20 protein-coding genes and 2 pseudogenes are annotated in these 22999 nt (G+C 62.0%); 15 read left to right on the top strand and 7 right to left on the bottom strand.

The features are described from left to right. Complete coding sequence (locus tag MTX19_RS22765; RefSeq protein WP_280979393.1) at window positions 1–1317, top strand: amidase family protein; 1317 nt, start codon at window positions 1–3, stop codon at window positions 1315–1317. A gap of 739 nt (window positions 1318–2056) precedes the next feature. Here the strand turns inward: MTX19_RS22765 and MTX19_RS22760 are convergent. After that, window positions 2057–3271, bottom strand: coding sequence for an MFS transporter (locus MTX19_RS22760; RefSeq protein WP_280979392.1), 1215 nt, complete (start codon window positions 3269–3271; stop codon window positions 2057–2059). A gap of 112 nt (window positions 3272–3383) precedes the next feature. Here MTX19_RS22760 and MTX19_RS22755 point away from each other — a divergent pair, with 112 nt between their 5' ends. Next, the gene (locus tag MTX19_RS22755; protein ID WP_280979391.1) at window positions 3384–3770 is read left to right on the top strand and encodes a helix-turn-helix domain-containing protein; all 387 of its coding nucleotides are present in this window, start codon (window positions 3384–3386) and stop codon (window positions 3768–3770) included. A 53-nt stretch (window positions 3771–3823) separates the two neighbouring features. Here the strand turns inward: MTX19_RS22755 and MTX19_RS22750 are convergent, their stop codons facing one another. From MTX19_RS22750 to MTX19_RS22740, 3 genes and pseudogenes are all read right to left on the bottom strand, one after another. Beyond that, window positions 3824–4771 (bottom strand): D-2-hydroxyacid dehydrogenase family protein, encoded by a 948-nt coding sequence (locus MTX19_RS22750; RefSeq protein ID WP_280986135.1) that lies wholly within the window; start codon window positions 4769–4771, stop codon window positions 3824–3826. Between the two features lie 71 nt (window positions 4772–4842). Next, entirely contained in the window at window positions 4843–4998 is a 156-nt protein-coding gene (locus MTX19_RS22745; protein WP_280978692.1) for a hypothetical protein, read from the bottom strand. Further along, window positions 4995–6217, bottom strand: a pseudogene (locus MTX19_RS22740) (IS701 family transposase). The gene MTX19_RS22745 and the pseudogene MTX19_RS22740 overlap by 4 nt, the downstream one beginning before the upstream one ends. 304 nt (window positions 6218–6521) lie before the next feature. Here MTX19_RS22740 and MTX19_RS22735 point away from each other — a divergent pair. The 6 genes from MTX19_RS22735 (at window position 6522) to tnpA (ending at window position 13155) form a co-directional block, all read left to right on the top strand. Beyond that, window positions 6522–7958 carry an FAD-binding protein gene (locus MTX19_RS22735; RefSeq protein WP_280979389.1) on the top strand — a complete coding sequence of 479 codons (1437 nt, stop codon included), beginning with the start codon at window positions 6522–6524 and terminating at the stop codon, window positions 7956–7958. 85 nt (window positions 7959–8043) lie between these two features. Continuing rightward, window positions 8044–9708, top strand: coding sequence for an MFS transporter (locus tag MTX19_RS22730; protein ID WP_280979388.1), 1665 nt, complete (start codon window positions 8044–8046; stop codon window positions 9706–9708). Between the two features lie 77 nt (window positions 9709–9785). After that, window positions 9786–11264: an aldehyde dehydrogenase gene (locus tag MTX19_RS22725; protein WP_280979387.1), complete on the top strand. Its 1479-nt coding sequence runs from the start codon at window positions 9786–9788 to the stop codon at window positions 11262–11264. A gap of 61 nt (window positions 11265–11325) precedes the next feature. Next, the gene (locus MTX19_RS22720; RefSeq protein ID WP_280979386.1) at window positions 11326–12279 is read left to right on the top strand and encodes an iron-containing alcohol dehydrogenase; all 954 of its coding nucleotides are present in this window, start codon (window positions 11326–11328) and stop codon (window positions 12277–12279) included. A gap of 24 nt (window positions 12280–12303) precedes the next feature. Continuing rightward, window positions 12304–12540, top strand: a complete 237-nt coding sequence (locus MTX19_RS22715; protein ID WP_280985476.1) for a hypothetical protein — start codon at window positions 12304–12306, stop codon at window positions 12538–12540. Window positions 12541–12690: 150 nt separating this feature from the next. After that, window positions 12691–13155 (top strand): IS200/IS605 family transposase, encoded by a 465-nt coding sequence (gene tnpA / locus MTX19_RS22710; protein ID WP_280984622.1) that lies wholly within the window; start codon window positions 12691–12693, stop codon window positions 13153–13155. A gap of 69 nt (window positions 13156–13224) precedes the next feature. On the opposite strand, the gene gcvA is transcribed toward tnpA, so the two are convergent. Further along, window positions 13225–14163: a transcriptional regulator GcvA gene (gene gcvA / locus MTX19_RS22705; RefSeq protein WP_280979384.1), complete on the bottom strand. Its 939-nt coding sequence runs from the start codon at window positions 14161–14163 to the stop codon at window positions 13225–13227. A 139-nt stretch (window positions 14164–14302) separates the two neighbouring features. Between gcvA and MTX19_RS22700 the strand changes: the two genes are divergently transcribed. Genes MTX19_RS22700 through MTX19_RS22675 form a run of 6 tightly spaced genes read left to right on the top strand, consistent with a single transcriptional unit; the run spans window position 14303 to window position 18988 of the window. After that, on the top strand, window positions 14303–14704 hold the full coding sequence (locus MTX19_RS22700) for an OB-fold domain-containing protein (RefSeq protein WP_280979383.1): 402 nt from the start codon (window positions 14303–14305) through the stop codon (window positions 14702–14704). Continuing rightward, window positions 14701–15852, top strand: coding sequence for a thiolase family protein (locus tag MTX19_RS22695; RefSeq protein WP_280979382.1), 1152 nt, complete (start codon window positions 14701–14703; stop codon window positions 15850–15852). The genes MTX19_RS22700 and MTX19_RS22695 overlap by 4 nt, the downstream gene beginning before the upstream one ends. Window positions 15853–15854: 2 nt before the next feature. After that, a complete protein-coding gene (locus MTX19_RS22690) occupies window positions 15855–16610 on the top strand; it encodes an SDR family NAD(P)-dependent oxidoreductase (protein WP_280985475.1) in 756 nt (251 codons plus the stop codon). 1 nt (window position 16611) lies between these two features. Next, window positions 16612–17412: an enoyl-CoA hydratase-related protein gene (locus MTX19_RS22685; RefSeq protein ID WP_280979380.1), complete on the top strand. Its 801-nt coding sequence runs from the start codon at window positions 16612–16614 to the stop codon at window positions 17410–17412. 2 nt (window positions 17413–17414) lie between these two features. Next, window positions 17415–18608, top strand: coding sequence for a CoA transferase (locus tag MTX19_RS22680; protein WP_280979379.1), 1194 nt, complete (start codon window positions 17415–17417; stop codon window positions 18606–18608). Then, a complete protein-coding gene (locus MTX19_RS22675) occupies window positions 18608–18988 on the top strand; it encodes a PaaI family thioesterase (RefSeq protein WP_280979378.1) in 381 nt (126 codons plus the stop codon). The genes MTX19_RS22680 and MTX19_RS22675 overlap by 1 nt, the downstream gene beginning before the upstream one ends. Before the next feature lie 741 nt (window positions 18989–19729). Here the strand turns inward: MTX19_RS22675 and MTX19_RS22670 are convergent. Next, window positions 19730–20344 (bottom strand): NAD(P)H-dependent oxidoreductase, encoded by a 615-nt coding sequence (locus MTX19_RS22670; RefSeq protein ID WP_280979377.1) that lies wholly within the window; start codon window positions 20342–20344, stop codon window positions 19730–19732. Window positions 20345–20406: 62 nt separating this feature from the next. After that, a pseudogene (locus MTX19_RS22665) lies at window positions 20407–21684 on the bottom strand (xanthine dehydrogenase family protein molybdopterin-binding subunit); the annotation flags it as partial. 104 nt (window positions 21685–21788) lie between these two features. On the opposite strand from MTX19_RS22665, the gene MTX19_RS22660 reads away from it, so the two are divergent. Then, on the top strand, window positions 21789–22907 hold the full coding sequence (locus MTX19_RS22660; protein WP_280979077.1) for an IS110 family transposase: 1119 nt from the start codon (window positions 21789–21791) through the stop codon (window positions 22905–22907). Window positions 22908–22999: the final 92 nt, after the last annotated feature.

The raw sequence follows: 22999 nt of genomic DNA, 5'->3' as shown, positions 1-22999 counted from the left end.
ATGACAGCAACACAGGATCCATCGCACCCTTCGGCCGTCGCACGGCTGGAGGTGGCACTCGCGCAGATCCATTCGCCGGAAGCAAAGAACGTCTTCACGGCCGTCTTTGCGGACAGCGCCCGCTGGGAGGCTGAAGCTGCGGATCGTCGCGCCGGTGCCGGAGCACTTCGTGGTCCGCTCGATGGCCGCATCGTTTCGGTGAAGGCGTTGTTCGACGTCGCCGGGACCGTCACCAGCTCCGGCTCGGCTGTCCTGCGCCGGCGGCCGCCGGCCGCTAAAGACGCCGAGGTCGTGAAACGGTTGCGGGCTGCGGGTGCCATGGTCATCGGCAAGACGCAGATGACCGAGTTCGCCTTCTCCGCGCTCGGTACAAACCCGCACGACGGGATGCCGGCCAATCCTCGAGATCGCGCCCGCGTTCCGGGAGGCTCTTCATCGGGGGCTGTCGTGTCCGTGATTGGCGGTATGGCCGATATCGCCATTGGCAGCGATACCGGAGGTTCGATCCGAATCCCCGCCGCACTGTCGGGCGCGGTCGGTTTCAAGCCAACTAGCGGTTTCGTGCCGACCACAGGCGTGTTCTCCCTCTCGTCGAGTCTCGACACGATCGGTCCGATCGCCGCGAACGTCGAGGATTGTTTCTTGGCCGATCAGGTGCTTTCAGGTGAAGTCGCGCCGTCGCGGTTGCGGCCAGCATCTCCCGGCACGTTCCGCCTGAACATTGCGCGTGGGCGCTTGTTTGATCGTTGCGAGCCCGAGGTGCTCGCTGCGTTTGAGAACGCCATGGAGCGGCTGCGATCAGGTGGTTTGCAGATCAAGGACGGATCCATTGAGGCTGCTCTGGATGATCTCGCACACATCGACAAGATCGGCACATTCCCATCGGTCGAGCTCGGCGCAACCTTGCGCAGTTTGGGGCTCTCGGAGCTGGACGGGATCGATCCTCGGACGCGCGCACGCATCGAAGCCGGGGCCGGCATTCTCGGCACGGATTATGTGCGCATGGTGCGGCTCCGGCAAGCCGCGATCCGGTCCTTCGAGCAGTCCTTCGGCAACAATGAGGTGTTCGTCGTGCCGACGACACCAATCCGTGCGCCGTCGACCTCTTCCGTTGCGGAGGATACGGCATTCCATGAACTCAATGGCCTCGTACTGCGCAATCCACGCGTCGCTAACGTGCTCGATTGTCCAGCCGTCTCCTTGCCGCTGCCCGTCGACGGCCTTCCAGTAGGGCTGATGCTTATTGGTCGCAGGAATGGGGATAGGCGTTTGCTCGAGATTGCATCCTGCATCGAAGGAACCCTGCGTCCGGCGTAATGGCTCCAACGCTTCTCGGACATTCGAGCCCTTGGATCGGCAAACCGGCGATCTCTGACGGTATCTGAAGCTACGCGCGTCAATGCGAGCAATGGCGATCCTAGTTGAAGAGCCCGCTCATTTCAGTCGATTGACTCCGATAGTTGGCGGAAGCGCCAGCATGTTCAACGGCGCAAATTTTCCTGTGAATTCAAGAGTAAAAAATTGAGGCGGGTATACCGTCGGCATTTGTCCGTCAGATTTGAAAAATTGTGCCTGTAAATCAACGACGAAACGTCGTTCGAAATGATAGAGTGGGAGTAGCGCGGCCGGCTGCTATCGCGCAGTTTAGCGTAGGTTCTGGTGAGGTTTTCTACATCCTTTCCTATCCATTGAGGGACCAGAATCACGGACCTCCACTTAGACTGGTTGAGCTCGGCAATCCATCCAACTTGATTGGCGGGAGTACCGGAGCGCATTGGAGCGTGCAGAAAGGTGGCGCAAGCGGACTAGGAGGCTCGTCGGCTCGGCGAAATGACCAGCCCTTGTGTACGCTACGGAGCAGGACCAAATCGTTTAAGCCGCGAGGTTGAAGGATGTCGGTGTCGGTGAGCGAAAACCGCACCTCTGCGACAGCGGGCACGCTTCTATGTGCCCATCTACGATCTTCAACGACAACTTGCGCTCCACGTAGCAGTTTTCGCGACTGTCCCCGGCGCGCGATCTGGCCTTCTGGAATTGCTTCCGCGGATCGATCAGACTACTCCCTGAGGTGAATTTGGACGAACCACGCACCCGCCGCAGCGACAAGGCCAAGCGCGGCGGCAAAGATAGCTGCGCCGGTGGCGAGCCCTGCAAAGTCGATCAGATAGCCCATCAGCACGGGAAGTAGTCCGGCTAGGATGTATCCGCCAAAGTTCATGACCGCATTGGCTTCTGCGCGGCGCTCCGCCGGAACGTGCAGACCGATCAACGAAAGTCCGCCGAGCTGGCCAAGACCCTGGCCCGCGCCAGCGAGCAAGGCGGCGAGGATCAACAGACCCGCCAGCGATGCGTCGACCGCAATCGCGATGCTGATCATGGACATGACGGTGGCGGCCGCACCGATCAGCATGATCGTTCGAATGGGAAGCCGCCTGAGCGCGAACTGAACGCCTGTTGCCGTCAAGAACATGGCGCAGGCCGTTCCTCCCGCGACAAGAGGGCTGGTGACATGGAGCAGCTTTGAAAGCAGCGATGGTCCGAGCGACAATACGAAGGAAGTAGCTGTGATGCCGGGGCCGAAGATCGCAACGCCGAATGCGACCTGCCGGCGATTAGCATGCGGAACGCTCGGCACGCGCAGCCGCCAGCCATCGCCGGGGTTGCGATCGAGCCGCTTTTGCGGCAGTGCAAGCACCAGAAGGCCGGTGCACGCCAGCACGATTAGCTCGGTGGTAAAGATCAATACGACAGGCTCCGCAAGCTGAACTGCAACCGAACCCGCAAACAAAGGACCAAGCCCGGCGCCGAGCACCATGGCGACTGACGCGATCAGTGATGCCAGCCGGCGACGGTTAGGGCCGCCCTGATCTACGACGGAGGCCATGCCTGCCGACACCACGGCGCCGACCGCGACGCCCGACAGGAAGCGGGCGACGAGCAGGGCGCCGACCGTCGTCGCGGTCGCGAACAGCACACATGCGAGCATCGCGGCAGCCAAGCCGGGCATCAAAACGGGCCGTCGGCCGTAGCGGTCAGAGAGCTGGCCGGCGAGCGACAGTGTCGCCAGCAGGCCCAGGATGTATGCCGCAAAGATCACGGACAGTGTGCCGGAAGAGAACCCGATCGTCCTCTGCCAATAGACGTAGAGCGGCGTTGCTGGATTCGACAGTACGAACACCGCTGTGACGACCCAGGCCGCGCTCCACATGCGCCAGGGGCGTGGTTCGCTGCGTGATGTGTCTGAAGGACGCCCGATATCGCATGTAGTCATGCTGTTCTCCTGTACGAATTTTATCGTACTTAACACAGTTCGACAAATCTCGTACAGGGGTGTAAGACACCGCTCATATCGGTTCGTCAAAACTGCATAGGAATGCGCAGCCGTGGATGATCTTCCCGAGCCTTTGCCGGAGCCGGCCGCCAAGGAGATGCGGCTGGAGGCAATCATGGGCGCGCTCTCCGATCCGATCCGTCTGACGATCGTGCGCAAGCTTCTGCTGGAATCGGAGGCATATGATCACACGTGCGGCTGGTTCGGCTTCGACAGGCCAAAGTCCTCGCTGACACATCATTTCAAGGCGCTGCGCGAAGCCGGCCTGATCCGGCAGCGTCAATACGGTCTCGAACGGCGCAGCCGTCTGCGCATGGAAGAGCTGAACCGGTGTTTTCCCGGCCTTCTTGATCTGGTTCGAAACTGGGATGAGCGGAAGCCCGGCGGGGCCAGTCAGAAGGCCAGCGCGAAGAAAAGTGGCGGGACAAAGCGGTCCTAGCCGAGGATCGGCATGCTCGCTCGGTCGGTTACGAACCCACCGAGAGAGTCTGTTTAGTATCCCGGCACGAAACGCGGAACGTACTTCCCATCGAGGTAGCCAAGGAGGACGTCGGCAGCGGCGTCCGCAAACTGCCCGTACATTTCATCCGTCGGCCAGCCGAGATGCGACGTGAGGATAACATTGGAAAGCCGCCGCAGCGGGTGAGCCGCGGGCAGGGGTTCCTCGTCGAACACGTCGAGAGCGGCACCGGCAATGCGGCCGTCGGCAAGCGCGCGGTATAGAGCCCTCTCGTCGACGATGGGTCCGCGCGCCGTGTTGACCAGATAGGCTGTCGGCCTCATCAGTGCGAGCCTTGCCGCATCGATCAGGCCGCGCGAGTCCGGGCTGAGGGTTGCGTGGACCGAGATGATGTCCGAACAGCGCATGAGGTCGTCGAGCTCGCGACGCTCCGCGCCGTGTTGCGCTGCGGCTTCAGCTGTCAGCCGGCTGCCCCAGGCCAGAACCTTCATGTTAAATGCGCCCGCGACCCGCGCCACGTATTTGCCGATGTTTCCCAGCCCCACGATTCCTAGCGTCTTGCCGCGCAGAACCCGCGTCATCGGCGTGGGCCATCCTCCCGCCTTCACGGCATGATCCACGGAAGGGATCTGACGCATGATCGAGATCATCAATCCGATGGCGAGCTCGCCGGCAGCGGTGCAGAAACCTCCCGTCGCCTTGCCGATAACAATGCCGCGTCGCTCCGCCGCTGCGAGATCGATGTGATAGGCATGATTGCCCGTCTGGGCGATGATCTTCACATCCGGCAATTGTTCGAAAAGCTCCTTCGTGAATCGCGTCCGTTCGCGGGTCGCGACCAGCGCATCGAATCCGCGGAGCGCGGACGCTTCGCCAAAGGGTTGGGTCAGAATCTCGACGTCGGCTCGTTCGCGCAAACGCCGAACGCCTGCCGTCTCATGATAGGCGGAATGAAAATCATCCAGGAAGGCAACACGCATCAAACTTTCTCCCGTCTCCTTCTGGCGATCGCGGCAGCCCAACGCTCGCAGCTGCTCCCTCGGGCCTAGCATTACAGTTGTAATTTTTGCTTGAGATGCGCTTTGCGCGCGTTGGCTTGATGAGCCCTGCGCCAGGATGACCATGCGAGGATGTGGGCATGCGGGATGCGCCGCTGGGCGAGCTTCATGGCGATGCGGCGGATTTCCTGGATCGACCAGCGGATCAAGAACGATGCTTCGGTCGGGGCCGCGGTCGCGTTTTTTTAAGCAATGCTCCGGTGTTGGCCCGATGACGGATGACGGCCATCGTGGCGAAGGCAAGCATGACCAGTGAGACATGGCGATGCCAGCCATGCCAGGAGCGGGTTTCGTTGTGATCAAGACCGAGCTCGTTCTTGGCGGTTTCGAAGCTGTCTTCGATGGCCCAGCGATGGCCTTCCACGGATACCAGCTTCTGCATGGACGTGCCCTTGGGGCACCATGTGGAGAAGAAGGCTAAGCTGTTGTCGGCAATATTGCGGCGGATCAGAAGACCTCGGGTCCATTCCCCGGCAAGGTCGTCGTTGTATTCGCCGGCGTCGAGATCGGCCAGCTCAAGATAGGCCCAGTCGTGCCAGCGCGGACCTTTGGTTCCTTCGCCGGACGGCAGGCGGCGCCAGGCCTTCTTGGGAAGGCTCTGCGCGATCGTAGAGGCAGTGCCGGCGACAGGCTGCTGCTTGCCCCAGGAATAGAACACGTGATTGGAAGCAACCCCCAGAACAAGCCTTTGCCCGCCTTGCGCAGCAGGGTTTCGATCGCTCCCGTGCCATACACGCTGTCCGCTGCTACGAACGAGAACGGCACCTTTGCGGCGATCGCGCGAGCGATCATTTGATGCGCGATCCGGGGCTTCGTCGCAAAGCTCACATCGCTCGGGACATGTGCGGCCTTCAGGCGAGCGGGTTCGTCCGTCCATTCCTTTGGCAGGTAGAGCGCCCGATCGATGAAGGCATGGCCATGCCGCGACACATAGGAGGCAAACACTCCGATCTGGCAATTGGTGATCTTGCCCGCCGAGCCAGTGTACTGGCGCGCGACCCCACACGAGGCCTTGCCCTGTTTCAAAAAGCCGGTCTCATCGATGACCAGAACCGCGTCCTCGTCACCCAGCGTTTCCAGCGCGTACTCACGTACAATATCGCGCAGCGCGTCGGCATCCCACTGCCCCCGACCCAGAATCGCCTGCTGGCGCCACGGGCCTGGATCGCCAGCCGCTTCCGCCCGCATCCAACCCGTCTTGCGCGGCTCGTTGCCCAACAGTCCGTCGAGAAATTGCCCCGCCGAGGCCGCGACCCGCTCTTGCGTAAACAGCGGACGGATGCGTTGCTTGGCATCTCGCAACGACGAAGCCCACAGCGTCAGCGTATCCTCAACCGACGCGCCACCAATCATCAGATCCCGAATCATGGTCGCCCATAGATTCAGAACCTTCAGGAAGATGCAACTGTAATGCTAGGCCAGATACAATGAACCAGACAACCGAGTTTTTCTCCGGGATTGTTGCCTTTGGGTCAACAACGCGCGGTCGCTGAGGCAGGATGTCTCCGTTCGATTATCCGATCCAGTCCCTTGGATCGTTGCTCTTTAGTCAACAAGGACCTCCCAATTTCTCGTGCTGCCCGATCCGTCGACCTGCCTAAGGTCGCCGCGTGCCATGCCAGTCCGCTTGGGCAGAGCCAATTCAATGAAAAATCGGACAGGAGGAGACCACATGCAAACAGTCAAGAACTACGATTTCGTCGTCGTCGGCTGCGGGGCCGCGGGCCTCTCGGCCGCCGTCACTTACGCCGAGGCCACGGCCGGACGAGCGGTCCAGATCGCCGTGCTTGAACGCACAAAGAAGGAGGCGCGCGGCGGAGCGACCCAATGGACCGGAGCTTTCTTGCGGATCAACGAAAGTCGCAAGCTCGACGCTGACTGGCCTGATCGGGTTCGTCGCGTTTCCGGCGGGCGTTCGGACTTCGAATACTGCCGCAAGCTCGAACAGGAGACGCCGGCAACCCTCCGTTTCATTGAGGAGAGGGGTGTCGAGCTCGTCTTCCCGGAGTTTCCGTTCGCGCATACCTTCAATGGCGAGGCCGGTGTCACTCCGCCCGGCCTTCCAGTCGGCGGCGGCGCGGCGATCGTCTCAGCGTTGTTCAACGCGCTTGAGAAGCACGCCAATGTCGACATCCTCTATGAAACCGAAGCCGTACGCCTGTCTGTGTCGGATGCGGGCGCCGTCGACGGTCTGATCGTGCGCGGCAATGATGGCAAGCTTAAACGTATCGGAGCGGATGCGGTCATACTGGCGTCCGGCGGCTTCGAAGGCAATGTCGAGATGCTGACGCGGTATATCGGCGCGCGCGCGTGCGACCTGCCGCTCATCGCGCCGGGAATTGCGAGCAATCGGGGTGACGGGCTGAGAATGGCGCTCGAGCTGGGCGCCGATACCGCGGGTCAGTTCGACATGATTCACGCCGAACCCATCGACACGCGCACCAGCAGGGCCGATGCCGTCATCTACACCTACACTGGCGGTATTTTCGTCAACGGCGAGGCAGACCGGTTCTACGACGAGGGGAGAGATACCTGGGACAACACCTTCGAACACATCGGCTACGAGATCTGGCGCAACCAGAACCAGAAGGCCTTCTGGATCGCGGACGCCAAGACGATGCAGATACCCGGCGTCGAGATGGGCATGCTCAGCGATGTTCCCCCCGAGAAGGCCGATACGATCGAAGTGCTGGCCGGCAAGCTGGGGCTCGATCCGGCCAGGCTCGGGAAGACGGTAGCCACGTTTAACGCCGCAGCCGTCCCCGGGAAGTTTGAACCCGGAAGACTGGACGGCCGAAGCACGACCGGTCTTACTCCGCCCAAATCGAACTGGGCGGTGCCGCTCGACACGCCGCCGTTTTACGGCATCCCGCTGACCGCCGCGATCTGCTTCACGTATGGCGGTGTTCGCACTGATCTTCACGCGCGTGTCGTGACCCCGTCGGGCAACCCAATCCCGAATCTCTATGCTGCCGGAGAAGTCACGGGCCTCTTCTACCACGAGTATCCACCGGCGACGTCCGTGCTTCGCTCGTTGACCTTTGGTCGCATCGCCGGCGCTCATGCAGCGGCGCAAGCGGCGGAATCGAAGGTCGCCGTCTTCGCCTGACCGGTCGCCGATTTCACATTTTCAAGTGTCCGGGCCCGGAACGAGCCGGGCCCGGACGCCATGATTGATAGAGGGTGAGGGATTTATGGATATTACGGCAGCCATCGCGGCCAACGATGCGACAACCATGACGCGGAACGAAAGGCGCGTCATCTTCGCTGCATCGCTCGGAAGCGTGTTCGAGATCTACGATTTCTTTCTGATCGGCTTGCTCGCCACGGAAATCACCAAGGCGTTCTTCTCCGGCGTCAATCCGACCGCCGGCTTCATTTTCACCTTGCTCGGCTTTGCCGCAGGCTTCCTTCTCAGGCCTTTCGGCGCGCTCGTGTTCGGACGTGCCGGCGATCTGATCGGACGAAAGTACACGTTTCTCGTGACGATCGTCTTGATGGGGCTGTCGACCCTTTCCATCGGCCTGTTGCCGACCTACGCCAATATCGGCATTGCGGCACCCGTTCTCTTCATCACGATGCGCATGCTTCAGGGGCTTGCGCTGGGCGGCGAGTTCGGCGGCGCAATGATCTATGTCGCGGAGCACGCTCCCGCCGATCGGCGCGGCGCGTGGACCGCGTGGATCATTCTGACCGCGGCACTCGGCTTTCTGCTCGCGGTCGGCGTCATCATTCCGCTCCGCTTCGTCCTGAGCGAACCTGATTTTGCCGCGTGGGGCTGGCGCATTCCATTCCTCGTTTCGGTGTTGTTGCTCGCGGTCTCCCTCTGGATCCGCCTGAAGCTCGATGAGACGCCGGAATTCCGGCGGATGAAGGAGGAGGGCCGCGCGTCCAAGGCGCCGATCGGCGAGACGTTTGGTGAGTGGCGGTACCTGAAGCTCGTGCTGATCGCGCTCTTTGGCATCGTCCCGGGCCAGGCCGTCATCTGGTACACCGGCCAGTTCTATTCGCTGTTCTTCCTGACGAAAGTCCTGAAGATCGACGGGACCACAGCCAATCAGCTCGTCATTGCCGCAACCGTGGTGACGGCGCCGCTCTACATCCTCTTCGGTGCCCTGTCGGATCGCATCGGTCGCAAGCCGGTCTATCTGACCGGCTATCTGCTCGGCGCCGTTCTCATCATTCCGTTGTTTCACGGGCTTGCGCATTTCGGCAATCCGGATCTCGACAAGGCTCAGCGCGAGAATCCGATCGTCGTCGTCGCGGACCCAGCGCGATGTTCGGTGCAATTCAACCCGAGCGGGGCCGCACGCTTCACGTCATCTTGCGACGTCGTCAGAGCAGCCGTTGCCAGGCTCGGCCTCAACTATCAGAGCAGCCCTGCATCGCCTGGCGCGGTAGCCCTGGTCAAAATCGGGGACGACGTCGTCCAGGGCTTCGACGCTTTGGGTGATCAGGCCGCAAGCAGGGAGAAGGAATTCAATGCAGCCTTGGCGGCGACCCTGAAGAAGCGGGGATACGTGCTGGATCAGGTCGATCCGGCCTCGATCAACAAGCCCGGCATCATCCTCGTTCTCGTCCTTCTGCTCAGCCTTGGAACGATGACCTTTGCGCCGAGCTGCACGGCGCTCATCGAGTTGTTTCCGTCACGCATCCGCTACACGGCGATGTCGTTTCCTTATCATCTCGGGGCCGCATGGTTCGGCGGATTCTTGCCCGCGACCACCTTCGCCATCAATGCGGCGACGGGAGATATCTATGCCGGGCTGCTCTATCCCAGCATCGTGGCCGGCGTCGCCTTCGTCATTGCGCTCGTGCTCGCCAAGGAGACGAAGGGGATCGACATCTCCGGGGCGTGATGCGCGGCGGAACGGTGCGAGAGACATGGATTGGTTGGGCGGTGCGTCGCACCGTCGCTCCTATGAAAGGTTCGGATATGCAGGAATTCTTGATGCGGATCGGCAACGAATGGCGCCGGGCCGAAGACGGCGAATGGTTCACGAGCATGGACCCGTATACCGGCCGCGACTGGGCGCGCATGCCACGGGGCAAGGCCGCAGATGCCGACGCGGCGGTCCAGGCCGCGTCCAAGGCCTTCCGGAGCGGCCCCTGGCCGTCGATGACCGCCAGCGCAAGGGGACTGCTGCTGCACCGGCTCGGCGACCTCATTGCTCGTCACGCCGAGGAATTGGCCGAGCTCGAGGTGAACGACAACGGCAAGCTCAAGGCCGAGATGCTCGGCCAGATGCGATATCTGCCGCAATGGTTCTATTATTATGCCGGATTGGCGGACAAGGTCGAAGGCCGCGTCACGCCGATCGACAAGCCGGGCGTCTTTCATTACACGCTGCACGAGCCGCTGGGCGTCGTCGCGGCGATCGCGCCCTGGAATTCTCCGCTGCTGCTCGCCGCGTGGAAGATCGCTCCCGCGCTCGCCGCCGGCAATACGATCGTGATCAAGCCGTCCGAGTTTTCGTCGGCCTCCACGATTGCGTTCGCCCGGCTGTGCGAAGAGGCAGGCTTCCCGCCGGGGGTGGTCAACGTCATCACCGGATTTGGACCGGAGGTCGGCGAACCCATGGTCAAGCATCCGCTCGTGGCGCGCATTGCGTTCACCGGAAGCGAGAACGGCGGCCGGCATGTCTACGCGGCGGCCGCTGAAAACATCAAGCGCGTCTCGCTCGAACTCGGCGGCAAGTCGGCCAACATCGTGTTCAGCGATGCGGATCTCGATGACGCGGTCAAGGGCGTCGTATCGGGCATCTTTGCGGCGACGGGGCAGACCTGCATGGCCGGCTCGCGCCTTCTGGTGCATTCCTCGATCCACGACGAATTCGTCGCGCGTCTGGTGAAGTTCATGCAGACGGCACGTCTCGGAGACCCGCGAAAGCCCGAGACGAATATCGCCCCGGTGTCCACGCAGCCGCAATTCGAGAAGGTTCTCGCCTATTTCGACATTGCCAGAAAGGAAGGGGCCGAATGTGTGCTTGGCGGCGAGCGTTCGCGTCGGCCGGGCTGCGAGAAGGGGCTTTTCGTCGAGCCGACGATCTTCACCGGCGTATCCAACAACATGCGCATCGCTCGCGAAGAGGTGTTCGGGCCGGTCCTTGCCGTGCTGAAATTCGAGACCGATGACGAAGCGGTCGCGATCGCCAATGACAGCCCCTATGGGCTGGCAGCCGGCGTTTGGTCGCGCGATCTCCAGCGGGCCATGCTGCTGCCGAAACGGCTCGAGGCGGGCACGGTCTGGGTTAACGCCTATCGGCTGGTGAGCTATCTCGCTCCCTTCGGCGGCGTCAAGGCGTCGGGGCTCGGCCGGGAGAACGGCCTGAACGCGATCTACGAATACCTCGAGGAAAAGAGCGTGTTCATCAATCCGAAGCCCGGCATCGCAAACCCGTTCGTGCTCAGTTGAGAGCCGTCATCCACAAGCCGCGCCAAACCTGCTGAGATCCGTCAGCCCGGAGCCACCAATCGTGTCCAATGTCTATCATATGCCGACCCGCATCATCTCCGGGATCGGCGCACTCGAATCGCTCGCAGCAACGGTCAAGGGCTTCGCGGTCAAATCCGTGATGCTCGTCTCCGACCCGATCATCTCCCGGCAATCCTGCTATCAACGCGCGTTCGAGCAGCTCGTTGCCGCGGGACTGTCGGTGCTGCGGTTTGAGGAATGCGAGATCGACGCGCGCGTCAGACAGATCGACGCGCAGGGCAAACGGGCGCGCGAGCAGTCGGTCGGTGCCGTGATCAGCATTGGGGGCGGGTCGGTGATGTGCGCCGGCAAGGGAATCGCGATCGTCGGCGCTAACGGGAAGTCGCTCCGCGACTGCACAGGCGTCGGCAATTTCGAACGCCGCGCATTGCCGATGGTGATGGTCCCGACCACGGCCGGGTCTGGCTCAGAGGTGTCGCAATGGACCGTGGTCAAGGATGACGAGAACCATGCCAAGCTGGTGTGCGGAGGGCCGCTCAGCTTTCCCGATGTCGCCATTCTGGATCCGGCCGTGCTTGAGTCGCTGCCGCTGCGCATTGCCGCGGCGACTGGCGTGGACGCAATGACCCATGCCCTGGAGGCCTACACCAGCAGTCTCGCATCCCCGCTCACCGATGCGATCGCGCTCGAGGCGATCAGGTTGCAGGCGTCCTCGCTCCGCGCATCGGTTTGCGGCCTCCACGACGTCAATGCGCGTGCGGACAATCTTCTGGCTTCATCGATGGCCAACATCGCGTGCGGCAACGCGCGCCTGGGGCATGCGCACACCCTGTCGCTGCCGCTCGAAGGTCTCGTCGACATGCCGCATACGCTCGGCGTGGGCGTGTTGATGCCCCACGTTCTGGCGTTCAATCTGATGGTGCTGCCGGCCAAAGCGCCACATGTGGCCCGGGCGCTCGGCGTCCGCCTGCATGACGACTGCTCGCCCCAATAGGCCACCGACCTGGCTGTTTCCGCGTTGCGGCAGCTCTACGAAGACATCGGTTTCCCCATGCACTGGGCCAGGGATGCCCTGCCGAAGCAGCAGGTTCGGGAAATGGCCGAACGCGCCGCGCCTGGACTTTACGCCGGCACGGCCGGGATCGAGCGGTTCAAGTCGATGAAGATCACCGACGACACGGTGATCGAGAGCCTTGCGCCGAGGAAGATGACGGTCAGCCAGGCCGAAGCGATTCTCACAGCCTGCATCGCCTGAACAATACACGCTTGGTGCCGACCGGATGAGTGTAACCAAGCCTGCTAAGCCCCCGCCTATGGCGGGGCGAAAACCGGCAGTTCTACAGCTGCGGGAATGAAGTCATGGAGTCTCCTTGGGGAACCGCCAAGAACCCTCAAGGAGACCATGATGGAAGCAGAGTACAATCATCTTAATCACGCGACTTGGGAGTGCAAGTACCACGTCGTGTTTACGCCGAAGTACCGCAAGAAGCTGCTGTTCGGGAAGATCAAGCGACATCTGGGCCAGGTATTTCACGATCTGGCACGACGGAAGGAGTGCCGGATCGAGGAAGGTCACCTGATGCCGGATCATGTCCACATGCTGATATCGATACCTCCGAAATATTCGGTGGCGCAGATCATCGGGTATATGAAGGGGAAGAGTTCGATCTGGATCGCGCAGAACGTCGAACGGAAGATGCGAAATTTCCTGGGCCACAAATTCTGGGCACGCGGATATTTTGTCACGACCGTCGGCCGCGATGAGGAAATGATCCGGGCCTACATCAAGAATCAGGAAATGGCCGACCAGCAACTGGATCAGTTTGAGCTAAAGATTTCAGCTGCCCCAAAATCCAAGCAATCGTCCTAACATCCCTTAAAACCGCCTTTGGCGGTTCCCAATCAAACCTCCAGCTTTGCTGGAGGTTATTGGCTCCGGTCAGGCCATCGCCTTGCGCAATTTGCGACCCGCCGGCGACGCCGGCGGCTCGTCTTCAGCCTGGGTCTGCTCGACCAGCCAGCTTCGAAATTGCCGGAATGCCGGCTTGCGCAGGCTCTTCTGAGGATAGATCAGGTAATAGGTGAATCCCTCGCGATCGAGCGTCGGGCCGAAGGGCTGAACCAGGCGCCTTGCGCGCAGGTCATCGGCCACGAGCACGCGCTGCGCGATCGCGACGCCCTGGCTGTCGAGCGCAGCCTGGTAGGCGAGGACGGAGCTCGTGAATTTCGGTCCCGCATAGGGATCGATGTCGGTGAGCTGCGCCGCCTTGAGCCACAACATCCAGTCGTCCGGCCGCGCCAGCGAGTGCAGCAGCGGCACGCGGCGAAGATCGCCTTTCTGCTTCAGCTCGAACTCCCGCCGATATTTGGGGCTGCAAACGGGAATCAGATGGTTTGCCACGAGCCTGTCCACGCCCAGTCCAGGCCAGTTTCCGTCGCCAAGGCGCACCGCGCAGTCGACATCCTCGTTCCGGAAATCGACCTCTTCCAATGAGGTCGTGAGGCGAACCTCGTTCAGTCGGTTCATCGCCTGATAGGACGACAGGCGCGGCACCAGCCATTTCATCGCGAAGGTAGTGTAGGCCCTGATCTTCAGGGCATTGCCCGAGCGTTCTCCCGTCAGCTTGCGGGTCGCGTCACGGATCCCGTCGAGATGGTGCGCGATGGCTTCGAGATACTGCTCTCCCTCGGCGGTCAACGCCACCGCGCGCGGCTCGCGGCGAAACAGCTTCACGCCGAGATGAGATTCGAGAATCTGCACCTGCCGGCTCACGGCGCCGGGCGTCACGGACAGAAGCTCCGCCGCACCGCGGATGCTGCGTAACTTTGCGGCGGCCTCGAAGGCGCGCAGCGGATTGAGCGGAGGCAATCGGTCCATCGTGCCGCGACTATGCGCCGATCGTTGCCTTTTAGTCAACAATGGCCCCCGCGTTTCTCGTTCTGAGCCCGCGCGATATCCGCCTAAACCTCTCGGCCAATGGCTTGCTCGGCACGCCTTCGGTTTCCCGGGAGGATCAATGAACCAGCTTTCGAACGTCGAGACGGTCTCGGCAGATCGCGACGCCATCGGCTCGCAAGCGTCCGGGAGGCTGTTTGCATCCCGCGACCGCGCAACCGGCCAGTGTGTCTTCCCTCCCGTTCCGGCACGATCGCCGAGTGCGCACGGCTATGAGACGGTGACCCTGTCGCGAATTGCACGGCTCTACAGCTTTTCGGTAATCCACCCGAATCCGAAAACCAGCGAACAGCCTTTCGTCGTCATCTACGCGGACTTTCCGGAAGGCGCGCGCGTTTTCGGACGACTGCTCCTGCCGCAGGAGCAGCGCCCGCTGGTCGGCATGCCGGTCGAAGCGCGGATCGCCGAGCAGGGCGCCGCGACCACCTACGCATTCGTTCCCGCCGAGGAGGCCCGATCATGACAACGACCGTCTATATCGCCGGTGCGGCGATGACCGCCTTCGGCCGCCACAACGACCTCTCCATGCAGGATCTCGCGCAGTCCGCGGTGCTCGGTGCGCTTACCGACGCCGAAATTGCGGCCGACCGCATTCAAGCGATGTACAACGCCAATGTGTACGGCGGCATGGTGCTGGGCCAGGTGCTCATGCGGGATCTCGGCATCACGGGGCCGGCCCTCTACAATGTGGAGAACGCCTGCGCGAGCGGGGCAACAGCGGTGCACCTCGCCTGCCATGCGCTTCGGCTCGGCATCTACGACACTGTTCTCGTCTGGGGCGTCGAGAAGCTGACGTCGCTCGGCGGCGGGACGATCCCGCTGCAACGGAACGACTACAAGACCGAGCTGTACGCTGCGCAGGGCATGACGCTGCCGACCGTCTACGCGATGCGCGGGACTCGCTATCTGCACGAGCGCAATGAAAAGCCCGAGATACTGGCCGGCGTCGCCGTCAAGAACCGGGCCCATGGCGAGCTCAATCCGCTGGCGCAGCAGCGCAAGGCCGTGTCGATCGACGAAGTGCTCCAGTCCCGGCCCGTCGCGGAGCCGCTGACATTGCTGCAGTGCTGTCCGTCCATGGTCGACGGCGCCGCGGCAGTGGTGCTGACGACGGTTCGTCCGTCGTCTGCGCGCCCTGCCGTGCGCGTCCTCGGTTCGGCCGTGCAATCCGGCCTGCTGGAGGAAGGTTGCGACGATATTCTCGACGCCGAGATCACCGCACGGACCGCGCGGCTGGCTTACGAAAATGCGGGTCTGGGTCCGCGCGACGTCAACGTCGTCGAGCTGCACGATGCTTTCACGATCGCCGAGCTCCTGTACTACGAGGCGCTGGGTCTCGCGGAGCCGGGCGAGGGGGCTGCGCTGCTCCGCAGCGGCGGCACGGCTCTCGGCGGACGCGTGCCCGTCAATCCGAGCGGCGGGTTGCTCGCCAAGGGGCATCCGCTCGGCGCCACCGGCGTCGCGCAAATGGTCGAGATCGCCTGGCAGCTCCAGAGCCGGGCCGGCAAGCGGCAAGTCGAGGGGGCACGGATCGGATTGACCCAGTGTACGGGCGGCGGCATCGCCGGCGTCGATCATGCCGCGTCGGCCGTCCACGTGCTCGGAGTGTAGTCATGAGGAAGCAAGACAGCGTGATCGTCACCGGCGCCGCCCGAGGTATCGGGCTCGGTATTGCGCGGAGCCTTTGCCGTGGCGGGTATAACGTCGCTCTCTTCGATCGCGACGCCGCGGCATTGGAGTCGGCGGTGAAGGAAGTGCGGCAGTCCGAAACCGGGCAGCAATTGCTGCCGGTGCCTGTGGACGTCACCGACCGTGGCGAGATCGAAGCCGCGGTTCGCCTGACGCAGCAGACCTTCGGCGGCATCGAAATCCTCGTCAACAATGCGGGCGTCGTTCGCGATCGACGCTTCCTCGACTTGTCCGACGACGATTGGGATCTCGTCGTATCGACCAACCTCAGATCGCAGTTCCTGATGTCACGGGCCGTGCTCCCGGGGATGGTCGCGCGAGGTTACGGCCGCATCGTCAACATCTCGTCGCGGGCATGGCTCGGAGGCTTCGGTCAGGCGAACTATTCGGCCGCCAAAGGCGGCGTCGTGAGCCTCACCCGAAGCCTTGCCATCGAGTTTGCGGCCAAGGGCATCACGGTCAACGCGATCGCTCCGGGGATCGTCGACACACCGTTGTTCCGCGATTTCAAGGCGGAGGTCCAGGAGCGGCTCAAAAAGAGCGTTCCGATGCAACGCATCGGGCTGCCGGAGGATATTGCCCAGGCCGTGCAGTTCTTCGCGGCGCGGGCAAGCTCCTACATCACGGGACAGCTGATCTATGTTTGCGGCGGCCGCAGCCTCTCCAGCGTGAGCGTCTGACATGGCTGTCCACCAAATGCGCGACAGGGCCGTCGCCACGATCACCATCGATCGGCAGGATGCCCTGAATGCACTGGATGTCGAGACCCAGAGGCGATTGTGCGACGAGCTGATTGTTGCCCGGGACGACGATGCGGTTCGCGTGATCGTACTGACCGGCGCCGGCGAACGCGCCTTCTCGGTCGGGGCCGACCTGAAGCGGACAGCGCCCGCGGAGCATCCCTACGTCGCAGCCTGGACGGCTCGCGACGACGTCGCAACCGAGCGGGGCGCCTATGTCCGCTTCATGAATATCGATCGGTTGGAGATCTGGAAGCCGATCATCGCTTCGATCAATGGCTATTGCCTCGGCGGCGGGCTCGAGCTCGCGCTGCAATGCGATTTGCGTGTCGCGGCGGATACCGCGAGCTTCGCGTTGCCGGAGGTCAAGGTGGGCAGTGTTGCCGGGGTGTGCGGACCGCTGCTGCTGCGCGCGATTCCCGCCGCATCAGCCTCGAAGATGCTGCTGACCGGGGCGCGCATCGATGCCGCGGAGGCCCTTCGTATCGGGCTGGTGAGCGACGTCTGGTCGTCCGCGTCGCTGGCCGAGCGCACCAGCGAACTGGCGCAAGCTGTGGCCAGGAATGCCCCCTTGTCGCTCTACGCGACCAAGCGCCTGGCCCGGGAGACCGAGACCTCGTCGCGCTCGATGCTTCTCAACATGACCGAGATGGTCTTCGGCATGATTAAGAACACGGCGGATCGGATCGAAGGCCGCAATGCCTTCGCCGAAAAGCGCCCGCCACGCTTTCAGGGACGATGACGATGACCAGTGCCCGAACGTCTGCTCCGACGGTCCCGCATCCGCTCGAAGGGGCTTTGTCCGGCGTTCGCGTGGTCGATTTCTCGCAGATCGCTGCCGGTCCGCTCTGCACCATGCTGCTGGCCGACATGGGGGCGGATGTCGTGAAGATCGAGCCGCCCGGCGGCGACATCAGCCGAATGTTGGGACCGAATTTCGCCGGCGGCGAGAGCACCACATTTCTTTCGCTCAATCGCAACAAGCGCAGCGTCGTCCTGGATCTCAAGACCGAGCAGGGGCTGATGGATGCCCGCAAGCTCATCGCAACTGCCGACGTTCTCGTGGAGAGCTTCCGTCCTGGCGTCGCGGACAGGCTGGGCATCGGTTACGCGCAGGCGAGGGCGCTCAATCCCAAGCTGATCTATTGCTCCGTGTCTGCGTATGGTCAATCCGAGCCTGGAAAGCCGGGCGTCGACGGTGTCCTTCAGGCTGTCTCCGGGCTGATGAGCATCACAGGATTTGACGGCCAGCCGCCGGCCAAGCTCCAGGCTCCGGTGGTGGACATGGTCACCGGATACCAGGCGGCGATTGCAATTCTCGGAGCTCTGCTCACGCGCGGCCTCCGCGAGGCTCCGTGCCATCTGGACATCAGTCTGTTCGCTTCGGCTCTTCTTCTGCAGCAAGTCCCGCTGACCGATTTCCTGATCTCCGGCGAGCTGCCCAAGCGCTGCGGAAGTGGCGCGCCCTATTCGACGCCGAACGAGGCTTACGAGACGGCCGACGGCTACATCATGGTCGCGGCCTACCAGCAGGAACATTGGCGCAAGCTCTGCCGCGTGATCGATCGCCCTCAGCTTGCGGATGATCAACGCTTCGCGTCGCTTCCCAAACGAATGGACAATCGAGAGGAGCTGACCAGGGAGCTCGGTCTGATCTTCCGCACGAATGACAGCGCGACCTGGCTTCGCGCTCTCGAGGCCGCCGACATCGTCTGCGGGCCGATCGCGGACTATGCGCACCTGCAAACGTCGCAGCGCTTCGCAACGGCGGGAATCGTCGCCTTGGTGAATCATCCACGCGCAGGCAAGGTCGAGATGCCGGGATTTGCGATCGGCGGCCGGGCCCTGGCCGTTCGCATGCCACCGCCAACCCTGGGCCAGCACAACCATCTGCTGGTCAGAGATGACGCAGTTCGCGTGAGTGCCGAGAGCGAGTGATGGATCTTCAGAACCCGCTGCTGGCGTATTTGGGAGTTGGCCTGTCGGAATGGACGGCAGGACACTGCAAGTTTCATCTCGATGTCGAGCCGCGTCACCTCAATCGCCAGGCTAGCCTTCAAGGTGGTGTCATCGCCACCCTGCTCGACGCTGCATGCGGCTATGCCGGGCTAACTCCCGATGGCGAGGAAGCTCAGGACCATGCGGTGACGGTCATGTTGACGATCAGCTATCTTGCCAAGGTCGACAGCGGCCGGTTATTTGCGACCGGGCGCTTAACCCATATGGGCAGGCGGCTATATTTCGCTTCGGGCGAGGTGGCTACTTCCGAGAATAAGATTATAGCGAGCACACAGGGAACTTTTCGGCGAAGCCAATAAGGCGGGGTGGCTTTCGCCCGACCTGCAGTCCGAAGTCTCTCAACATTCCACTGTGTTGCGCAAGCTACGCTGCTCCCCCACGACCTATGCCTAAGATTGGTTGAGGTAGCATGTCTTGAGTGATGTGGGACAGGCGGTACGGATCCCACGCTCCGGAAGGTTGTCGTTGAACCCAAGGCCTCATGCATTGGTGGGGCGAACTTGATTTCCGGGAATTGACGGTATCGGGAACGAGGCCGCGGTGGGGTGAAGGCTGCACACCACCGGCGCATATATCGTGGCATGGCCAATCGACTTCGATAGTCGCTGGAACGATGGTTTGTCGGAGGAGCCCAAATTTTCCTGTGAATTCAAGATCAAACAATTTGGGCGGATATACCGTCGGGGTTTGACCGTCAGCCTTGAGAAATTGTGCTTGCAAGTCAATGCGGCAAGGTCGTCGTGAATGATCGAGTGGGAGTAGAGGGCAATCGGCGGCAATAGCGTAGTTTTGGCGGAGAATGTTCGCCGTCGTGCAACTGCCGTGCCCGTCTGCTCACAACACACTCAAATAGATTGATTCACGCACATTGCTTCTTTTTGTTTTTCTTCGAGGTAAATGCAACTAAGTACTCAATCCAGAACTATGTCAAGAATTCCTATTGGAAGTCAGATCGTTTTTGGTCTCGTAGAACTTCATGAGCCTTCTTTCTTTCCGCATAGCCCGGCGGCAGAGGTCTGGATTCGCGTCAATTAGGTTGTCTAATGCGGCGCGTACAACGTCGGGCTTCGACGCGCGGACTTCAGCGCATGACCCCACCACACGAGATTGTCGAACAGGGCCTTACGGGCTTGTACGAGGTATGGGTAATCGTCAAGCGACTTGCCGTCCCTGACGACGCCTAGGTATGGCTCCATCGCTATGTTGATTTCATGCTTGATTGGCGCCATTTGCAGTTCGATCGCTGTGCCGCGTAGATGCTCGATTGCGCGGGCGGCGCCCACGCCACCGTAGCCGACAAACGCAATGGGCTTTCTGTTCCATTCGAAACAGGCGCTGTCGAGCGCGTTCTTTAAAACGGCGGCAGGCCCGTGGTTGTACTCGGCGACGGTGGCGATAAAGGCGTCATAACCACCGATCCGAAGCCGCCAAGCCTCCGCAGCCGGCTGCGAATATTGGCCTTGGGTGTAGATCGGTGCGACCGGCTCGTTAAAGAATGGCAGATTGTGGTCACGCATATCCAGGACATCCAATTTGAAATCGTCCCGCTTGGCTGCGCCCGCGGCGATCCATTTTGCCGGTGTGTCGGCGAACCTGTTGGGGCGCGTGCTGCCGACAATCAGAGCCACTCTCAACATGGAAGCGACGTCTAGCATTATCGAATTCCAACATTATAGGAGCAACAGTCCAGTTTGCGCCGGCGCGATAAACGTTTGCCCTAAAGCACGTGCTCGATGCGGATCGGCAATTCCCGAATACGCCTACCGGTGGCGTGATAGACTGCATTGGCGACAGCAGGCGCCATCCCCACGAGCGCGATCTCGCCGAGGCCTTTGACGCCGAGTGGGTTCACATGAAGATCATCCTCTCGGACAAAATGCACTTCGACGCGACTTACGTCGAGGTTCACAGGTACGAGATAGTCGCCCATGTGGGCATTGACCGGGCGGCCATCTCGCGCGTCCAGAACGGTGCGCTCCATGAGCGCCATGCCGATGCCCCCAATCATGCCGCCCGTGCACTGGCTCGCCGCGAGGCGCGGATTGACAATACGGCCCGCGCCATAGGCGCCCAGTGCGCGCCGCACCCGGATCGTTCCAACATCGGGATCGACGGAAACCTCGGCGAATATGGCGCCAAACGCGTGCATGGAATAGCGCTTCGCAATGTCCGGATCGCGCTGGCTGGAAGCTGTCGCCTCAATGGGGCGATCGTTGCTCGCCTTCGCTTTCTCTTGAACTGCGATGCAGGCGGCGCGGATGGCCGAACCGACTGAAGCCATCGTCCATGAACCGCCATGCGAAGGCGCAGCCGGAAAGGTCGTGTCGCCAATGTTGACGCGGACTTTTTCGACGGGCAGCCCGAGTGCCTCGGCCGCTACCTGCGTCATTGACGTGTAGGTGCCGGGGCCCATGTCGGAGGCCGAGACCTCGATCTCGGCGCTGCCGTCGGGCATCAGGCGAGCGCGCGCATCTGACGGCGCGTGATAGGCAGGATAGGTTGCAGAGGCCATGCCCATGCCGGTCAGCAGCCGCCCATCGCGCATCGAGCGCGGCTCAGGATTGCGAGCCGACCAGCCGAACGCGCGCGCGGCGAGATCGTAACACTGCAGCAGCGAGCGGCTTGAGAAGGGCTTACCTTCATGCTCGTCGAGCTTGGGCTCGTTGCGGCGCCGCAGTTCAATCGGATCGATGCCGAGCTTATAGCTCAGCTCGTCCATTGCACACTCAAGCGCGAAAATTCCGGAAGCCTCACCAGGCCCGCGCATAAACGTGGGCGTTCCTGTATCGAGTGGGGACAGCCGATAGCTCGTCCGCACGTTTGGGCAGGAGTAGAGATAGCACGAGACGTTGGTGAGAGCTTCCACGAACTCCTCGTGACGGCTGGTTTCGCCGGTGCCCTCATGAATAAGACCGGTAAGCCGGCCTTCGGCGTCGGCGCCAACAGCGATGCGTTGCTGGGTCCGCGGCCGGTGACCCGTATTGAAGAACATCTGCTAGACTGTATGTCCCCTCCACAAAATGAGGCGACTCACCTTCGATGTTGCGACGAGGGTTGCCTGGATGGACCGGGCAGAGCCTCAAACAAGGAGGGCGAGTCGTGGGTCATCATACCGAGGTCTTTGTCGGAATCGATACGTCAAAATCGCGCAATGCAATAGCCATTGCCGAAGGCGGCCGTGGCGGCGAGGTACGATATCTCGGGGAGTTTTCTGCCACGGAGGCAACGATCCGAAAGCTGGTGGCAAAGCTTGCAGCGAAATGCTGTCATCTGACATTTTGCTACGAAGCAGGGCCGACAGGATATGGCCTCTACAGACTGCTCAAGAGCCTCGGCCATGACTGCCTGGTGGTGGCTCCCTCGCTCGTTCCGAAGAAGGCCGGCGATCGAGTGAAGACGAACCGGCGCGATGCGGTAAGCCTCGCCAAGCTGTTGCGCGCGGGCGAGCTCACCGCGGTGTGGGTGCCGGACGAGCGCCATGAGGCTATGCGCGATCTCTCGCGCGCCCGTCAGGCAGTAAAGAAGGACCTCCAGGGCAAGCGTCAACAGATCTCGTCATTGATGCTGCGGCTGGGACGCATCTATCCGGGCAAGACAACGTGGGGACCAGCCCACATGAGATGGCTGATGTCGCAGAAGCTCGAGCATCGCGAGCAGCGCATCGCATTCGAAGAGTTACTTGAGGGGATACGCCAGGAAAGTGAGCGGATGGAGCGTTTGGAGGATGCCATCCGCGAGGTGGTGGCCGAGTGGTCGCTTGCCGAGGTTGTCGCGGCCCTGCAGGCGATGCGGGGGATTGATCTCATTGCGGCTGTGGGGGTGCTGGCCGAGATCGGTGATCTCTCCCGCTTTCAAAATCCGCGCGAGCTGATGGGCTATCTGGGTCTGGTGCCCACGGAAAACTCGACTGGTGACAAGGTCAAGCGAGGCGGCATCACCAAAGCCGGTAATGGGCGGGCGCGACGTATTCTTGTGGAGGCGGCCTGGAGCTATCGATATCCGCCGCGCGTGAGCCGAGACAAGCAGCCAAAGGTGGAGGCCGCACCGAGACGCGCGCGAGAGATTGCGTGGAAAGCGCAAACCAGATTGTGCGGACGCTTCCGCTCACTCGAGCGGAAGGGCAAGCGGCGAACCGTAATCGTCACGGCGATTGCCCGAGAGCTATCCGCCTTCATTTGGGCAATCAATCGCGAGCTCATGCCACCTCGACAGGCGTAACGTCGTTGGGGGCTGTGGACCGCTCGAGTCGTGAGGTGCGCTCGACCGGCCCACAGCCCCCTTTTGTTGCAATCAGGATCAGGGGTAGTCGC

Origin of the sequence: Bradyrhizobium sp. ISRA464 (genome assembly GCF_029910095.1) — a bacterium.
GTDB lineage: Bacteria > Pseudomonadota > Alphaproteobacteria > Rhizobiales > Xanthobacteraceae > Bradyrhizobium.
Note: the sequence above shows the minus strand (reverse complement) of the source record. Positions and strands in the feature narration are given on the sequence as shown.

Excerpts from the sequence above, each read along its gene's own strand:
- MTX19_RS22765 (WP_280979393.1), top strand. The coding sequence starts at position 1 with ATGACAGCAACACAGGATCCATCGCACCCTTCGGCCGTCGCACGGCTG.
- MTX19_RS22760 (WP_280979392.1), bottom strand. The coding sequence starts at position 3,271 with ATGACTACATGCGATATCGGGCGTCCTTCAGACACATCACGCAGCGAA.
- MTX19_RS22750 (WP_280986135.1), bottom strand. The coding sequence starts at position 4,771 with ATGCGTGTTGCCTTCCTGGATGATTTTCATTCCGCCTATCATGAGACG.
- MTX19_RS22735 (WP_280979389.1), top strand. The coding sequence starts at position 6,522 with ATGCAAACAGTCAAGAACTACGATTTCGTCGTCGTCGGCTGCGGGGCC.
- MTX19_RS22730 (WP_280979388.1), top strand. The coding sequence starts at position 8,044 with ATGGATATTACGGCAGCCATCGCGGCCAACGATGCGACAACCATGACG.
- MTX19_RS22725 (WP_280979387.1), top strand. The coding sequence starts at position 9,786 with ATGCAGGAATTCTTGATGCGGATCGGCAACGAATGGCGCCGGGCCGAA.
- tnpA (WP_280984622.1), top strand. The coding sequence starts at position 12,691 with ATGGAAGCAGAGTACAATCATCTTAATCACGCGACTTGGGAGTGCAAG.
- gcvA (WP_280979384.1), bottom strand. The coding sequence starts at position 14,163 with ATGGACCGATTGCCTCCGCTCAATCCGCTGCGCGCCTTCGAGGCCGCC.
- MTX19_RS22700 (WP_280979383.1), top strand. The coding sequence starts at position 14,303 with ATGAACCAGCTTTCGAACGTCGAGACGGTCTCGGCAGATCGCGACGCC.
- MTX19_RS22695 (WP_280979382.1), top strand. The coding sequence starts at position 14,701 with ATGACAACGACCGTCTATATCGCCGGTGCGGCGATGACCGCCTTCGGC.
- MTX19_RS22690 (WP_280985475.1), top strand. The coding sequence starts at position 15,855 with ATGAGGAAGCAAGACAGCGTGATCGTCACCGGCGCCGCCCGAGGTATC.
- MTX19_RS22685 (WP_280979380.1), top strand. The coding sequence starts at position 16,612 with ATGGCTGTCCACCAAATGCGCGACAGGGCCGTCGCCACGATCACCATC.
- MTX19_RS22680 (WP_280979379.1), top strand. The coding sequence starts at position 17,415 with ATGACCAGTGCCCGAACGTCTGCTCCGACGGTCCCGCATCCGCTCGAA.
- MTX19_RS22675 (WP_280979378.1), top strand. The coding sequence starts at position 18,608 with ATGGATCTTCAGAACCCGCTGCTGGCGTATTTGGGAGTTGGCCTGTCG.
- MTX19_RS22670 (WP_280979377.1), bottom strand. The coding sequence starts at position 20,344 with ATGCTAGACGTCGCTTCCATGTTGAGAGTGGCTCTGATTGTCGGCAGC.